The 16,449-nt window shown below is 61.8% G+C and carries 11 protein-coding genes and 1 pseudogene; 6 read left to right on the top strand and 6 right to left on the bottom strand.

Features of this window, described 5'->3' with window-relative positions:
- Positions 1–130 precede the first annotated feature (130 nt).
- The 4 genes from tssF (at position 131) to tssA (ending at position 6,914) form a co-directional block, all read left to right on the top strand.
- Positions 131–1,969: a type VI secretion system baseplate subunit TssF gene (gene tssF, locus GNZ13_RS21215; RefSeq protein WP_172167805.1), complete on the top strand. Its 1,839-nt coding sequence runs from the start codon at positions 131–133 to the stop codon at positions 1,967–1,969.
- Positions 1,933–3,027 (top strand): type VI secretion system baseplate subunit TssG, encoded by a 1,095-nt coding sequence (gene tssG / locus GNZ13_RS21210; protein ID WP_172167804.1) that lies wholly within the window; start codon positions 1,933–1,935, stop codon positions 3,025–3,027. Before tssF ends, tssG begins: the two co-directional genes overlap by 37 nt.
- A 35-nt stretch (positions 3,028–3,062) precedes the next feature.
- The gene (tssH, locus tag GNZ13_RS21205; protein WP_172167802.1) at positions 3,063–5,738 is read left to right on the top strand and encodes a type VI secretion system ATPase TssH; all 2,676 of its coding nucleotides are present in this window, start codon (positions 3,063–3,065) and stop codon (positions 5,736–5,738) included.
- Between the two features lie 66 nt (positions 5,739–5,804).
- The gene (gene tssA, locus GNZ13_RS21200) at positions 5,805–6,914 is read left to right on the top strand and encodes a type VI secretion system protein TssA (RefSeq protein WP_172167801.1); all 1,110 of its coding nucleotides are present in this window, start codon (positions 5,805–5,807) and stop codon (positions 6,912–6,914) included.
- Between the two features lie 86 nt (positions 6,915–7,000).
- Here tssA and GNZ13_RS21195 read toward each other — a convergent pair whose 3' ends face one another.
- From GNZ13_RS21195 to GNZ13_RS21180, 5 genes are all read right to left on the bottom strand, one after another.
- On the bottom strand, positions 7,001–7,957 hold the full coding sequence (locus tag GNZ13_RS21195; protein ID WP_172167799.1) for an OmpA family protein: 957 nt from the start codon (positions 7,955–7,957) through the stop codon (positions 7,001–7,003).
- A gap of 4 nt (positions 7,958–7,961) precedes the next feature.
- Entirely contained in the window at positions 7,962–8,954 is a 993-nt protein-coding gene (tagF, locus tag GNZ13_RS21190; RefSeq protein ID WP_172167797.1) for a type VI secretion system-associated protein TagF, read from the bottom strand.
- A complete protein-coding gene (tssM, locus tag GNZ13_RS21185) occupies positions 8,951–12,850 on the bottom strand; it encodes a type VI secretion system membrane subunit TssM (RefSeq protein WP_172167795.1) in 3,900 nt (1,299 codons plus the stop codon). The genes tagF and tssM overlap by 4 nt, the downstream gene beginning before the upstream one ends.
- A 112-nt stretch (positions 12,851–12,962) precedes the next feature.
- A complete protein-coding gene (locus GNZ13_RS53525; RefSeq protein ID WP_268959174.1) occupies positions 12,963–13,091 on the bottom strand; it encodes a hypothetical protein in 129 nt (42 codons plus the stop codon).
- A gap of 27 nt (positions 13,092–13,118) precedes the next feature.
- A complete protein-coding gene (locus GNZ13_RS21180) occupies positions 13,119–13,964 on the bottom strand; it encodes a M15 family metallopeptidase (protein ID WP_172167794.1) in 846 nt (281 codons plus the stop codon).
- A 125-nt stretch (positions 13,965–14,089) separates the two neighbouring features.
- On the opposite strand from GNZ13_RS21180, the gene GNZ13_RS21175 reads away from it, so the two are divergent.
- Both GNZ13_RS21175 and GNZ13_RS21170 read left to right on the top strand, forming a co-directional pair.
- Entirely contained in the window at positions 14,090–15,034 is a 945-nt protein-coding gene (locus tag GNZ13_RS21175) for a hypothetical protein (protein ID WP_172167792.1), read from the top strand.
- A 62-nt stretch (positions 15,035–15,096) separates the two neighbouring features.
- A pseudogene (locus GNZ13_RS21170) lies at positions 15,097–15,453 on the top strand (nucleoside hydrolase); the annotation flags it as partial.
- 37 nt (positions 15,454–15,490) lie between these two features.
- Here GNZ13_RS21170 and GNZ13_RS21165 read toward each other — a convergent pair.
- Positions 15,491–16,447: a LysR family transcriptional regulator gene (locus GNZ13_RS21165; RefSeq protein ID WP_172167790.1), complete on the bottom strand. Its 957-nt coding sequence runs from the start codon at positions 16,445–16,447 to the stop codon at positions 15,491–15,493.
- Positions 16,448–16,449: the final 2 nt, after the last annotated feature.

The raw sequence follows: 16,449 nt of genomic DNA, 5'->3' as shown, positions 1-16,449 counted from the left end.
TTAGCGGCTGAGTTTTAGTACCTGCGTTTTAGTATCTGCGTTTTAGTATCGTTAGTACCGCTTTGCCGCCGCTCTCGCGCAACGGTGGCAATAGATTGGGCGGAGAGGGTTCAGGTTCGGGGATAGATCGATGGAAGAATTGCTGCCGTATTACGAGCGCGAATTGTCATATCTGCGGCGCTATTCGCGCGATTTCGCCGAGCGCTATCCGAAGATCGCGGCGCGCCTGGCGATGTCCGGCGAGCACTGCGAAGATCCGCACGTCGAGCGGATGATCGAATCGTTCGCGCTATTGGGCGCGCGCATCAACAAGAAGCTCGACGACGACTACCCCGAATTCACCGAAGCGCTGCTGGAAGTGCTGTATCCGCACTATCTGCGGCCATTTCCGTCGTGCTCGATCGCGCAGCTGGGCACCTCGGCCGCGCTCAGTCATCTGACCGAACCGGTCCTGGTCGGGCGCGGCACGGAACTCAAGTCGCGCCCGATTCGCGGCGTGCAATGCCGTTTCCGTACCGCCTACGATGTGACGCTGGCGCCGATCCGGATCTCGGAGGCGAAGTACACGTCGGTGGCAATGGCGCCGAGCGCGACCGTCCTGCCGGGCAACGCCACGGCGATCGTGTCGATCACGTTCGAATCGACGGCCGCGCACCTCGATCTTTCCGCACTGAAAATCGGCACATTGCGCACACACCTGCACGGCGAGCAATCGTTTATCGCGGCGCTGGCGGATTGCCTGTTCGTCAACGCAATGGCCACTTATGTCGAAGCCGACCGCCGCGGCGTATGGAAGCAACTACGTGAATCGCCGGTCGTACAAGCCGGTTTCGACGAAGACGATGCGCTGATCGACTATCCGGCCAAATCGCATCCGGCGTACAGGTTGCTCACCGAATATTTCGCGTTCCCCGAAAAATTCAATTTCGCCGATTTCGATCTGGCGGCGATGACGCGCGCGAGCGGCCGCTGCCAGCGCCTGACGCTGCACGTCGTGCTCAAGGAAGTGCGCAGCGATTCGCACATTGCCCGTCTGCTGGATTCGTTGTCCGCGCATCATTTTCGCCTGTTCTGTACGCCAGTCGTAAACCTGTTCGAACAGCACGGCGAGCCGATCCGCATCAGCCATCAGGCGATTTCGTACCCGGTGATCGCCGAAGCGCGTCGCGCGTTCGCATACGAGGTCTATTCGATCGATTCGGTGAAACTCGTCCGGCAGCAGGCGCATGAAGAATCGGTGATCGAATTCCGTCCGTTCTATTCGCTGCATCACGGCGAAGCGGCGCGTGCGGGGCACTACTGGTTTGCGCGGCGTAACGATTGGGTCGCGCAGAAAAGCCCGGGTTACGAAACCGAAATCTCGATCGTCGATATCGACTTCGAACCGGCCGCGCCGCAAACCGATACCCTGAGTCTCGATCTGACGTGTACCAATCGCGACCTGCCGGCCGGCCTCGCCGTGGGTCTCGAAGGGGGTGATCTGTTTCTGGAAGGCGGCTCGTTGACCGGCAGCATCACGATGCTACGCAGACCGACGCCTAGCGTGCGTTTCGAGCGCGGGCGCGCCTCGCACTGGCGGCTGATTTCGCATCTGGCGCTGAATCATGTGTCGCTCGCCAATAGCGGCCTGTCGGCGCTCAAGGAAATGCTGGTGCTTTACGATTTACGGCGCACGGCGGTGTCGGCGCGGCATATCGACGGCCTGGTCGGCATCGAGCAGCGCGCAGCGGTGCAATGGCTGCCGGGCAAGCCGTTTGCGACCTTCGTGCGCGGCATCGAGATTCGTTTGACGATCGACGAAGAGCATTTCGTCGGCACGAGTCTCGCGTCGTTCGTACGGGTGATCGATACGTTTTTCGGGCTGTACGTGCATCTGAACAGCTTTGTGCAACTGGTCGTCGTGTCGAAGCGCACCGGCGAGGAGATTCTGCGATGCAAACCGCGCAGCGGCGAATCGATCCTGGCGTAGTCGAGCAACTTCTCGACGAACCGCATCGCTTCGAATTTTTTCAGGCGGTGCGGATTCTCGAGAAGTGGTTCGCGCAACAAGCGCCATCAAGTAACGGACGCCCCGGCGAAATCGTCGCGCAGCGGATTGCTTTTCGCAATTCGCTGTCGATGTCGTTTCCGCCTAGCGAAATTCACAGCGCGCAGTCTTACGACGATGAAGGAGCGGCGCTGAAAGAGAAGCCGCAACGCACCGCCGCGCTTGAAGCGGGCTCGCTCCACAAGGTGGATATCACGCCGGCGTTTTTCGGTTTGCTCGGCGGGCAGGGCGCTTTGCCGCTGCATTACACCGAGCAGATCATCGCGCGCGAGCAGATCAAGCGCGACCGGGCCGCGCGCGAATTCTTCGACGTGTTTTCGAATCGCGCGACTGCACTGTTCTATGCGGCGTGGAAGAAGTACCGGCTGCCGTTCCATTACGAGCTGGATCGCGACGAACGTTATCTGCCGCTGTTGCTCGCGCTGGCAGGCGTCGCCGACGACGACACGCGCAACAGTCTGCAAAGCGGTGACGGCGCGCTATTCGACGAAGCGATCGCTGGTTATGCATTGGCCGCACGGCACCGGCCCGTTTCAGCGGCCTATTTGCAACGCACACTCTCTGAGTACTTCAAGGTGCGGGTGCGCGTCGAGCAGTTCGTCGGCAAATGGTACGACGTGCCGCGCGATCAATTGACCGTGCTCGGCGGTGTCAACGCGACCCTCGGCGCCACGGCGCTGGCGGGCGAGCTGGTCTGGCAGCGCGACATGCGCGCGCGGCTCGTGATCGGCGCGCTCGACAAGGCTGACTACGAAGCGTTTTTACCCGGCGCCGACCGCGCTGTGGCACTCGAACGCATGCTGACGCTGCTTGCCGGCGTGACGCTCGAATACGAGGTCTCGCTGGTGCTGCGCCGCGCGGAAGTGGGGCCAAGCACGCTGAGCGGCGGGGCGCGCCTCGGCTGGGACGCATTTCTGTGCACGAGAGAAGCCGACCATGACCGCGCGGATGCCCGCTACGAATTGCACGTGATTCACTGACCATAACGATAGAACCAGGACCCGGATCGCACGACATGAGCACGTCCCTCAATACCCTGATCGCCAAACTGAATCCGACCTGCCGGCAGGCGGCTTTGCTCGCGGCGAACAACTGTCTCGCGCGCGGTCACTATGAGGTCGACCTCGAGCATCTGTTGCTGGCGCTGCTGGATGAACCGGCGAGCGATGTCACGCTGGCGCTGCGCGCGAGCAGGGTCGACGCGCATGCTTTGCGCGCGGATATCGAGCGCGAATTGCAGCGCTTGAAGACCGGCAATACCCGTACGCCGGTGTTCTCGAAGCATCTGATCGACTTGCTCGAACAGGCGTGGTTGATCGCGTCGCTCGATTCGCAGATCGGACGGATTCGCTCGGGGCATTTGCTGCTCGCATTGTTGACGGCACCAGACCTTGCGCAGTTCGCTGAACGCATGTCACCGCTGCTGCGCGACGTGCGGGTGACGGATCTGAAGCACAAGTTCGATGAAATGACCGCGGGGTCGCGTGAAGTCGAACGTAGCAATGGCGCAGAGAATGCTGCGGAAGGAGTGAGCGAGGCAACTGCGGCCGACTCTGCACTCGGTGCGCCTTCCAAAACCCCCGCGCTCGATACCTACACGAGCAATCTCACGCAGCGTGCGCGTGAAGGCAAGATCGATCCGGTGATCGGCCGCGAAGCCGAGATTCGCCAGACCATCGACATTCTGATGCGTCGCCGGCAGAACAATCCGATCATGACGGGCGAGGCGGGCGTCGGTAAAACGGCGGTGATAGAAGGCCTCGCGCTGCGCATTGCGGCTGACGACGTGCCCGCGCCGCTGAAAGGCGTCGCGCTGCACGTGCTCGATATGGGGCTGCTGCAAGCAGGCGCGAGCGTCAAAGGCGAGTTTGAGAACCGCTTGAAAAATGTGATCGACGAGGTGAAGAAAAGTCCGCATCCGATCATTCTGTTTATCGACGAAGCGCATACGATCATCGGCGCCGGTGGCCAGGCCGGGCAGAACGATGCGGCGAATCTGCTGAAGCCGGCCTTGGCGCGTGGCGAGTTGCGCACCATCGCGGCGACCACGTGGAGTGAATACAAGAAGTACTTCGAGAAGGATGCGGCGCTGGCGCGGCGCTTCCAGGTCGTGAAGATCGAAGAGCCGAACGAGACGCTCGCGGCGGCAATGTTGCGCGGCATGGCTGCGTTGATGGAAAAGCACTTCAACGTGCGCGTGCTGGACGATGCGATTACCGAAGCGGTACGTCTGTCGCATCGCTACATCAGCGGCCGTCAACTGCCGGACAAGGCGATCAGCGTGCTCGACACCGCCTGCGCGAAAGTCGCGCTCGCGCATAGCTCGACACCTGCCGCGATCGACGACACGAAGAAACGGCTCGAACGCATCGACGCCGAAATTGCCGCGCTGGAACGCGAAGTGGCGAGCGGCGCGCTGCACGACGAACGGCTCGCGGAACTGCGCAGCCTGCGCGAAGAAGACGTGAAGGATCTGGCCGAAGACGAGGCGCGCTACGACAAGGAGCGCGCATTGGTGACGGAGATCGTCGGCTTGCGTGCCGAGATCGACGCCGCGCGTGTGAGCAGCGCGGACGCCGGGCAGGCCGACAAGGCACAGCAGGCGCGCGAAATGCTGGCGACGCGTGTTGCGGAGTTGCACACCTTGCAGGGCGGCCAGCCGATGGTCCCCTTGCAGGTGGATGGCCACGTGGTCGCCGAAATCGTCGCTTCATGGACCGGTATTCCGCTCGGCCGCATGATCAAGGACGAAATCCGGACCGTGCTGAACCTGCAGCCGCTGCTGGCCGCGCGCGTGATCGGGCAGGACCATGCGCTCGATGCGATCGCGCAACGCGTGCGCACCGCCAGCGCGAGTCTCGAAGATCCGAACAAACCGCGTGGCGTGTTCATGTTCGTCGGACCGTCGGGTGTGGGCAAGACTGAAACCGCGCTGGCGCTCGCCGACGTGCTGTACGGCGGCGAACGAAAGATGGTCACGATCAACATGAGCGAGTATCAGGAGGCGCACAGCGTGTCGGGCCTGAAGGGCTCGCCGCCGGGCTACGTCGGTTACGGCGAGGGCGGTGTGCTGACCGAAGCGGTACGTCGCAATCCGTATTCGGTGGTGCTGCTCGACGAAGTGGAAAAGGCGCACCCTGACGTGCTGGAAATGTTCTTCCAGGTGTTCGACAAGGGCACGATGGACGACGCCGAAGGGCGCGAGATCGATTTCCGCAACACGCTGATCATTCTGACTTCTAACGTCGGTTCGCAGGCGGTGATGCAGGCATGCCTGAACAAGAGCGCCGAAGAACTGCCGGATGCCGACGAACTCGCGGAGACGTTGCGCCCACAACTGTACAAGGTGTTCAAGCCGGCGTTCCTCGGCCGGATGAAAGTGGTGCCGTACTACCCGATCTCCGACGACGTGCTCGCCGAAATCATCGACTTGAAGCTGGAGCGGATTCGCCGCCGCATCGAGTCGAATCACAAGGCGGTGTTCGAGTGGGACGAATCGCTCGTCGACGCTGTGCTCGCGCGCTGCACCGAAGTGGATTCCGGCGCACGCAATGTCGATCACATTCTGAACGGCACGCTATTGCCAGAAGTCGCGCAGCAGGTGCTCGAGCGCATTGCCAATGGCGCCTCGATCGAACGCATCGCGGTACGTGCGAACGAAGCGGGCGAGTTCGAATACACGGTTGTGTGAGCAGGCATGCCCCGTCTGCCTGCCAATCTGTTTTAATGCCGTACCGGATACTTATTGCTTTCTGTCATGCCGACTAATCTGAACACGCTGCTGGCTCCGATCAGCGAAGCCTCGCCTTGTGGCGAAGACCTGCTGTTTTCAGCGGATTTCGACGCGATTCAGCACGCGCGTCGTTTTGAAGACCCGTCGCTGGATCAGGGCGAATGGGTCACGGATATCAAAGAGGCCGATTGGCCATTCGTGGTCGAACGCTCCAGCAACCTGCTGCAGACGCAGACGAAGGACTTGCGCCTCGCGGTCTGGCTCACCGAAGCGCTTGCCATCGAAGAGGGTGTGACCGGTCTCACGCAGGGTTATGCACTGCTGACGGGGCTGTGCGAACAGTACTGGGATCACGTACATCCGCTGCCGGAAGGCGACGACACCGAGTATCGCCTCGGTAATGTCGCGTGGCTGGTCGGCCGCACCGGCGATCTGCTGCGGGCGATGCCGCTCACGTCGTCGCAAGGCAGCTCGTACAGCACGATCGATTGGGATGTGGCTACGCATGTCGCGCAGGCGGTCAAGCGCGATCCGGATCACGCCGACGATATCGCGCGCGGCAAGCCCTCCATCGAACAGATCGAGGCGTCGAAACGCGCCACGCCGCCGGCGTTCTATTCGACGCTGCTGGCCGATCTGAAAGCGTTCGAAGCGGCGATGCTCGCACTCGAACAGACACTGGACCAGCGTGCGGCCGATTCGGCACCGAGCTTCCGTCAAGCGAAGGATGCGTACGAGAGCGTCTACCGGTTGGCGGAACGCTTCGCACGTGAACTGGGCGTCAGCGCTGAAGCGCCGCCGCCGAAAGCGCCGAAGCCGGAAGAACACGAACGCGCCGAGCCTACCTTCAAGACTTCACCGCAACGCGAGGAACCCGTGTTGACGACCATGCCGACCACGATCAGCCCGATTGCAGGAATCCAGAGCCGTGCGCAGGCCGTCGCGCAGTTGCGTGCCGTGGCCAAATTCTTTCGCAGTACAGAGCCGCACAATCCGGCTGCCTACCTCGCCGACAAGGCGGCGGAATGCGCGGATATGCCTTTGCATCAGTGGCTTTCCTCGGTCGTGAAGGACGATGGGTCGCTCGCGCATATTCGCGAGCTGCTGGGCGTGAAGCCCGAGGAAAACAGCTAAAAACTTCCGTCGTACAAACAAAAAAGCCTGGCATCGAATATCGGTGCCAGGCTTTTTTTTAACCACGCGGTCAAGCAAACGACAACTCAAGACCCCGCGCGAAACTCAATGCGCCGGTTGCGTGCGCGCCCGTCGGTCGTGTCGTTGGATGCAATCGGCTGATCCGGACCGACCCCTGTGGTCGTCATCTGTTCGGGCGGGATGCCCTTGGCGACCAGATAACCCTTCACCGCGTCCGCCCGCGCCTGGCTCAGTGCGATATTCGAAGTGCGATTGCCCGAGTTGTCGGTATGGCCGATGATCGCCACCGTCTTCGTCTGCATCTTCGACAACACTGCCGCCATCTGATCGAGAATCGCGCGGCCTTGCGGCGTGAGCGTCGCGCTGCCCGTCTCGAACTCGATCGTGCGATTCGCCAAAGTCTGATCGAGCAGGCCCTGTTCCGATGCGCTCACGCGCAGGCCGTTTCTGATCGTGTAGGTCGGATTCAGTGCATTTGCCATATCGCTCGCGAGTTGCTGGCGCTGCGATTCGTTATGCACTTCGCCTTTCACGTCGATCTGCGTGCCGTCGATCTTCAACTGGCCTTTGCTGATCTGCTTCAACTGCGGGCCGATCAGCTTTTGCACGTTGGCGGACCAGTTCGGCGGCGTCGCTACGTCGGCGACTTCGATCTGATCGACCACGTTGGCCGCGCCGTAGGTGTCGCGCAGACGCGCGAGCACCGCCGCCTTGGTCGCTTCATCCGGCACTTTGCCGCCTACCACGACCTGACCCGGCGTTGCATTGGCGGGCGGCGGTGACGCGCTGATCGCGCCGGTGCCGGCGCCCGTGGTGCCGCTCGCGAGGCCGGCCGTGCTGACCGCAGGGCCGGCATTGCCCGGCTGTGCCGACGAAGGCGCGGGCAAAATCGTTGTGCGAATTGCAATGCCGCTGTTGTCGATCGGCGTGACGCGTGCCGGGCCGTCGTTGTCGGCATGGGCGAGCGCGCTGATGAGAAGACCCGCGAGAAGCGAGGCAATGCGCGTGTGTTTGCTCAACATCGTGTCACGCTCCCGTGAATGCTTCGCGGAACGTGTCGATGCTGACACGCAACGACAGTTGCGGTTGGTCGAGGTAGCTGACGAGCTTGCTGATGCCATGGTCGTTTTGTGCGTGTTCGTCGATCCACTCGGGATCGTCGATATCGATGTTATGTGCCGCGTACGCCTGCGGATCGACCACGCTATGCAGCGTTTTGGCCGAGGCGCCGTTAAAGCCGATGATGAGCCGTTCGCGCTCGGCAATCGTGCCGATAAAAATCGCCAGTTCGAAATCGGCCTGCGAGACGAACGGTGCGATCAGTTCGAGCCAGAAGGCGGCGACTAGCGAGCGATAGAACGGGTCGTTCGGCAGCGGCAATGTCAGCCCGCGTTCGAGATGCGATGAACCGCTTTGCATCACCGGACGCAGCAGCGAACCGAGCGCCAGCATGGCCCCGCGCAAGCGCACCGGATGGCCGCTCGCAAGCAGCATCTGTTCGAGGCCGGAGAGTGTCTGGTGCTCGACGAAGTCGTTGAAGGTGCCGTCGTGCGGATTGCCCGGGCCACCGCCGATTTCGATCGGCACTTGGGTTTCGCCGAGCGCTTGTAGCGCACCAGCCTGCTCGCTCACGCCGAGCAGCGGCTTCATCTGCGAGGCGATGCGCGACCACAGGCGCGCAAAGGCTAGCGGACTATGCGCCAGGAACGTCAGCGGTTTTTCAACTTCCAACGCGGTGGCGGCAAGAAACGGAAAGCGTCGAGACGATTGATCCTGGCTTGCCACCATATGCCCGGCAATCGCCAGCTTGCTGCGCGAACCGAGGAACGCGAAGTGCATCGGCTTGGCGTTTTCGTAGACGATCTTCCAGCGCGGATCCTCGGTGAGCAACTCCATGGCCTCGGCGATCCAGCGGTCGAGCGTGGCCAGCAGTTGCGGGTTATGCGCGCTTTTGACAAAGTCGCCGCGCGACGGAATCTTGCCGAAGTAGGCGATTTGCGCCTGCACGGTTTGCGTCATTGCGCACCCCCTGTGTTCGAAACCGCGGCGGCGGCCGTCGCCGGCCGTGCCGCCGGCGAAGCCGGCGCGGCAGCAGGCGGGGAGCCCGCTGTTCCTATTGGTCCTGTCCCACCGGCGGCCGTCGCATTGACCGAATTCGCCGCTGCGCTCACATCCGCCACCGAGGAAGGCAGGCGCAAGCCGCGCAGGCTTTGCTGTTGCGGCGCGTCGCTGCTGCCGCCCGAGGCCTGCGACGTGCTGATGATGCGCATGCTGACCGCCACCGTCACGTTGCCTTGCGTCCACGACAGATCGAAGGTGCCGTCCGGACGGCGCTTGCGCTGTGCCGAGTTGATCAGCTTCTCCAGGCCGTAGCGGCCCGGCTCGTTGACCAGCTGCAGCGTGCGGCCGTCGAAGGTCGTGGCATTCAGCGTCGCGCCAGGCGAGCCCGACGGATTCGGCCATACGAAGTTGGTCCACTGCGGTGGTGTATTGCGGTAACGCATTTGCTGGCCGTCGATCGCGAGCGTGTATTCCGTGGTGCCGCTGCTCGGCTGCGGCAGGATCTGGAACACGGTCTGCGGTTCGGCCGAGCTTTGGCCCGACGAGCTCGCTGCGCCGCCGGCAAGCGGCGCCACCCAGCGTGCGAAACCGCTGGTGAAGTCGGGCGTCAGCGCGAGACCCATATCGCCCCATGTGCGCGAGGTCAGCGTGTCGCCGCGGCGTACCGCGAGCGGCCCGAGCGTGGTGCCGACGAACTTGGCGATCGCGCCGTCCGGCCCGAACACCTGGGCGATTTCACCGGCGCCGGCTTCGACCTTCGCATCGCTTGCAAACGGATACTTGTTCGCGAGCGAGCCCTGGAAGGTCTGATAGACCTGCGCGTTCCACACCTTGTTGACTTCGACGCTGGCCGGCTGGATCACCACCGCATACGCCGCCATCAGCGGACGCACCAGCAGCGGGCGCAGTGCCTTGCGTTGCGAATCGGTGAGGCCCGTCAGCATCTGTTCGTCAACGTACTTCAGCGAATCGGCCAACTCGGAGCCGCTGCCGTCGAGCGTCTGCTGCATCAGCTGACGCGCGCCCGGTCCCGGATCGCCCTGGTTCTTGATCACGTTAAAGCGCGTACGGACCTTCGAGAGCGTGTCCATGTAACCCTTCAACATCGAGCCGTTGTCGCCCGAGACGACGATGCGGCCCAGCGCCGAGAACTCCTGGCCGATCGGCCCCATCGGTACTTCAACCGGATTGCCGTTGATGTCGATGTTGGCGTTCAACTGGCCGGTCGGCGCACGCGAGAACCAGTTCTTAAACCAGCTGGTCACGCCGGTTTGCGCGCGCTTCAGGTTCGCGTTGAAGAGCGACGGGTTGTCCCACGAGGTCTGGTCGTACGCGGTTTCGAGGACCTTGCGGATCGGCGAATCCTGCGGATCGCCAAGACGGTTCATCGCATCCACGGCCTGACCGAAGCTGCCGAAGCTTTGCACGGCAATGCCTTGCATGAACTTCTGCCAGTGCATCGCGTACTCCGTTTTGTACATCGCGACGAGCGCTTTCTGGATCTGCTCGGGGCTGCCTTCCAGCGTCAGGTCGTCATGCGCGGAGGTGTTGAGCACCCAGTCTTTTGCTTGCAATTCCTTCGTGGCGGCATCGCGAATCGCCGGCTGCACATACTGGAACCACGCTTCACGCGTGAAGGTGCCGGGGATCGCGTAGCTGCCGGCCACCAGCGCCGTATTGTTTTCGCCGACGATGCGCGCGATCGTCATCGGCGCGAAACGGGTCGACGCACGCGCCTTGATTTCCTCATAGACGCGCTGGCGGGCCGGCATGCCGCGCACCACGCGGCGCAGGTTTTCACGGGTCTGGTCGACGAGACCGAGGTTCTGGTCGATCATCGGCCAGTCGTTGTCGGACACGCGCGACAGATAGAAGGTGATCATGCGCTCGGCGCTGCGGATCAACTCGTCGCGGGGCATGTTGCCGCGATTCGTTTCGAGCCAGCCGCGCCAGAAGCGGGCGACCTGATCGGTCAGGTGAGCGGTTTCCACGTGACGCTTGTCGCTAAGCATCAGGTAGGTCTTGAGCGCGTTGTACGCGTCTTCGACGTTGGTCGGCGACGCGTCGCTATACAGGCCGCCCTGGCTGTTCGCCGCCATCGCCGTGTGCGCGGACACCGGAATCGCAGCGGCGTCCGGCGTGCGGTTCAACGGTGCGAGCTGATCGGGGTGCGCGTTGACGTCCTTCAGGAACGACGCGAGATTCTGCGAGACCGGGTCAAGCAGGATCTGGCGCACGCCGTTGTAATACTCGGTGAGCAAGTGCTGTTCGAGGCGGTCGCCCTGATACAGCCCGAGCGACACCGCCAGCGGCTTGTCGCGGCGGAATTGTTCGAGCTGGTCGATGCGGTCTTCCAGAATGTCCATGGCCTGCAAACGCGATTGCAGGTCGTTGCGGTTCTGCTGCAGGCGTACCACGTTGTCGAGGTCGGCCTTGACATTGTCGGCGAGCTGCTGATTGCCGATCGTCGACCACGTCCAGCCGCCGAGCGCCAACGCGAGCACCGCGACAAAGCCGAAGAACGTGGCATAACGCATGCGCGTCTTGGCGGGGCTGGCGAACTGCTTGACGGTCTGCCGGTCGGCGAAGATCACTTTGGAGAACAAATCGCGCAGGAAGAAGCCGTTCTTCGAGAACGCGCTATGCGGCTTGGGCAGGCTGTCCGCGGAGAGGCCGAAGCGGTTGGCGATGCGCGTGGCGGCGGCGCTGTTGGTTTCGCCTTCCTGCAACGCGCTCGTGAAGTAGAAGCCGCGGAAAATCGGCTTGTGCTGGAACGGATTGGTTTCGAACAGCGTGGCGAGGAAGGCGCGCAACGCGGGCTTGATCGCCGAGAATTCGAGCGGGAAACTCAACTGACCCGGCGAGAGCTTGTTGCCGCGGCTGATCGACATCTGCGCGACGCTGATTTCTTTCAGGCCGTCATAGAGCTCTTCAAAATGCTCGTCGAACAGACCCACTACGTCGCGCTTCTCGTCCGGCTCGTAGGGCAGGGTGGCGCCCCACACGCGGTCATATTCGTGACGGTCGCTGCCGCTGAAAAATTCGGTGAAACCCGTGATCAGGTCGGCCTTGGTGAACATCACGTACACCGGCGCGAACACTTCGAGCTTCTCGGTCAACTCCTGCACGCGCTGGCGCAGATTCTTCGCGAGATTGATCGCGAACTCGGGCTTGCTGCAGGTCAACTCGGCAATACTCGCCGTCACGATGATGCCGTTGATCGGCGCCTTCGGCCGGAAGTGCTTGAGCAGGCCGAGGAAGCCGAGCCATTCGGTGCGGTCCTCTTCGTGCACGGAGTAGCGGCCAGCGGTGTCGAGCAGAATGCCTTCAGTTGTGAAGAACCAGTCGCAATTCCGCGTGCCGCCGATGCCGTGAATCACCGCATTGTTCTTGTCGGCGAAAGGAAATTGCAGGCCGGAATTCAACACGGCGCTGCTCTTGCCTGCGGCCGGGTTGCCGATCACGATGTACCAGGGCAATTCATACAGCGCCGAGCCGCCGGACATCTGACCGATCTTCGAGGTCTTGATCGTCTTCACCGCATCGACGAGGCGCGTACGCAGCACGTCGAGTTCTGCCTGGCGTGCGGGCGTCGGCGCGGGGCCGGTTTCGGTCTGCTTTTCGGCCTGTTGCTCGAGCATTTCGCCGAGCTTGTCGTTCGCGCGCCGCGCGCGCAGGCGGCGCACCACCCAGACCAGCAGCCATAGCGCGATCACCGCGCCGAGAACGACGGCCGGCCACATCAGGTCGATCTGCAAGGTATCGGCGCCGATGAATAAAACAGCAGCGAGCGCGAGCAAGCCGATGATCGAGAGCGTGCGTGTGTGGGTCAACACGTTAAGAATGCGTCGCATAAGCCGTTCAGGTCTTGGTGATGTGTGTTGTGGTGCGTGTGTGGCAAACAGCATGGCGCGAGCGCGGGCAAAGTCTGCCGGCGCTCGCGTTTAAAACAAAACGAAAGCATATTCAGGCGAAGATGAATGCGGCCGGATTGTTAAATCCGCCATAAAGTGTCCCGCCGATGGCGATTGGACGAATGCCGTTATGCATGCGGCATTGCCGACTTTTGCCAGAAAAATTGATTGAACGCCCCATTGCAACCTCTTTATTGCCCGCTTTGCCTTAATGACCGCGCCCCAGGACGAAGCCGGGTTTGTGATATTCAACGTGCCCGAGATCCATCATTTTCCAGCGGCCACCCCACGTCAGGCCGACCTGTTCGGCCGTCTGTCCGTATAACTGATAGCCTCGCATGGCCCAGGGATCTTTTTCTGAAATGACGAGCTTGCCGTCGCGCAAAAACGCATTGTCTGCGGCAAGACCGTATTGGTGATAACTCTGAAACGCTGCAGCATTGGTGACGTTGCCCCCCATTTGCGCCAGGCGGTTTTGCCGCTCCGGACTGCGATAACCTTCCAGCAATGCCATTTCATACCCGTATTGCTCGTGCATGATTTTGTACACGAGCAATAGACGTGTTCTGAAATCAGCGTCGAGCAAATTCCAGTCGCGGCTCGCGTCTTTCAATGCGGGCCGAATCTGCTCCACTTCCTGCGTTGCAAATACCTCGGGCGGCAGCGGCGGCGGGGGCACGAGCTGTTCGCCATTCAATAACGCGGCAATTTTCTCGTCCGGTACCCGTGCAGTGTCATCGAATTGGAATAATTGCCGGCCGCGTAAAGCCAATGCCACCAATGGCGGCGTCGCAAGAATACCTGTGGTGGTAAAAATCAGCAAGCGCCGCTTTGCCAGTAACTTTTGCATATCGACTGCGGTCGATTGCGAAATTTTTGCCGAGCGCAATAATTGACCACGAGCACGTGATGCACCTTGCGATGCTCCACGCATAACGCGGCCATGAATGGCGAGTGCGGCGCCTAATAAAGAGGCGCGTACCGCCGGCAATAGCAGCATTGCGGCGATCACAACGGCGATGGCGAAATAGGCGAGAAGTACTACGGCAATCAAAGTCGACCCCGGAAATTGGAAACAATTGTATTTTGCAATGCTTGCTCTTAGAATCAGGCCTGCTCGGAGAGGAGCCGGAACGGTATTATCACGGCGAAATAATCTAGGATTCAATGAGACAGTGAATGAGTGCGCCGGAAAGTTCGAATTCCAAAGCCCCACCTAGCCTGTTATCCGATAAGGCTAAAGGCGCTGACGCCAATGGTTCGCGAATTCTTGCGAACCTGGAAGGCCGCGTCGCGCCGCCTACCGATAAACCACGCCGGTCTAAAGCGCCGCTCGTGCTGGTCGCCTTGCTGGTGATCGCGGCCGGCGGTTGGGGCGCGTGGCATATGCAGCAGCGTGCGCAGACGGGGTCGTTGGCTTCAGCCGCGCCCGCCAACGCCGAGAAAGCTGCCGTGCCGGCGTCCGCCGCCAGCGGTGCGCCGCAGGTCACCGCGAAAGCGGAGGCCCCGGCGGCAGCGTCGTCGCAAGCGGCCACGATCGTTGCGGACGATAGCGACAGCAAGGCGCCAGCGGCATCCGCGGGTGCGTCCGCAAGCGGCGATGAGAGCCGCTTATCGCGCGCGCTCGCCGCTGGCGCTGAGCCGAGCAACGCGTCTACACCGGTTGCGTCCGCAACGGCCGCGTCGGCAGTCACAGTGCCGGCGGCAAAGCACGATAAGAGCTCAAAGGCTGTCGCCAGCAATGCGAAACACGAGACGGCGGCCCACGGCAAGAAGGAAAGCACGACCGCAAGCAGTCATCACGCGAGCGCGCCGACCGCGGTCGCTCAAACGAAGAAACCGCGCGCGGCCGGTAATGCTTCGAAAGATGATTCGGATGCCGATCTATTAGCTGCGCTCGTGGCACGGACCAAACCGGCCGATGCGAAAGCGGCCGACGGCAACACGGCTACGAAGGTCAGTGCTTCGGCTACCACTGGGAACGCCAAGCTGGCCGAACGCGTGAAAGAGTGTGGACAACGCGGCTTCTTCGAAGACCAGTTGTGCCGCTGGCGCGTGTGCGACGGACATTGGGGTAAAGACCCCGCTTGTCCGGGGGCGGCGCCCCAGGCGCGCCAGCCCTAAGTTCAGGCATGTACCGCGTGTCCTCGTGACGCGCGGCAATCAGGCGTGTGGTCCGTGCGGCTGACCGTGTCGCGCATGATCCGACGAAACAGACCATCATCACGCAACTGTTCAAGACGTTGAACGGCTATGGTTTCGACGGCAAGAACGGTTTTGAACCCAATCAGAACTACACCACGAACATCTGGGACACGCTGACGCTCGCATATTTGATGCATCCGTCGTTTGCGACGCAGACTGTGGATGGATGGGTGGACGTGGATATGAGCTTCGGCGCCAATGATGGCAAGTCGACCGGTTACACCAGTTCGCCGCCAGCGGGTTTGCGGAAGATGACGATCGTCAAACGCTTCGACAATCCGGTTTTTTTCAATTTTTACGTTGATCTGCGGACGCGTCCGGTGACACTACCGAACTAACGCCTCTGGGGTGTTGCGGGCCTGCATGAAACCCGCCTTAGGCGGGATGCAGGCCACGCAGCAGTTGACGGACGCGCGACAGGTCCTGATCGACGTGTTCGGCTTGCTCGAACAATTCCGCGAGCCAGTCGACGAAGGCCCGCACGCGTGGCGACACCCGGCGGTTCTTCACATACGCGACCGAGACCGGCATCGGCACGGGTTTCCATTGCGGCAGCACTTCGCGCAACAGTCCCGAATCGAGGTAGGGCTGCGCGGCGATCCGCGCCGGTTGGATCAGCCCCAGGCCTTGCAATCCGCAGGTGAGATAAGCCTGCTCGTCGCTGACTTTAACGAAGCCTTTGACCTTGACGTTTTGCGCTTCGCCGTCCACTTCAAAGTCGAAGTCGACTTCGCGGCCGTTATGCGGCGACATGCAATTTACAGCGGCGTGTCCGCGCAGATCGTCGAGGTCGCCGGGCGTGCCGTGGCGTGCCAGGTAGGCCGGGCTTGCGCATGTCACGTGCTCGAGGGTGCCTAATTGCCGCGCGATCAGATTTGAGTCCGGCAATTCGCCTAGCTGGATACTGCAGTCGATGGCTTCCGAGATCAGGTCGACTGTCCGATTGCTGACGCCGATAGCCAGATCGAGGTTCGGGTAGCGGGTGTGGAACTCGTCCAGTGCCGGCAGGACGATGGCGCTCGCTACCGCGCCGGGCATTTCAATGCGCAGGCGGCCGGTCAGGTTATCCGTTGAGTGACGGAGGCTGGCTTCCATTTCGTCGATGTCGGCGAGGATTTGCGCGCAGCGCTCGTAGTAGGCCGTGCCTTCCGGCGTGATGCTCAGGCGCCGCGTCGTGCGGGTTAAGAGGGCGGTGCCTAGCAGGGCTTCCAGGTTCTGGACGATGGTTGTCGCTGTCGCGCGCGGGATGTTTAGTGACTCCGCTGCGCGGGTGAAGCTGTTTGTGTCCACGATTCGGATGAATGTCCGCATTGCAGTTATTCTGTCAATCACGA

The sequence above is a fragment of the Paraburkholderia elongata genome, from assembly GCF_013177735.1.
GTDB lineage: Bacteria > Pseudomonadota > Gammaproteobacteria > Burkholderiales > Burkholderiaceae > Paraburkholderia > Paraburkholderia elongata.
Note: the sequence above shows the minus strand (reverse complement) of the source record. Positions and strands in the feature narration are given on the sequence as shown.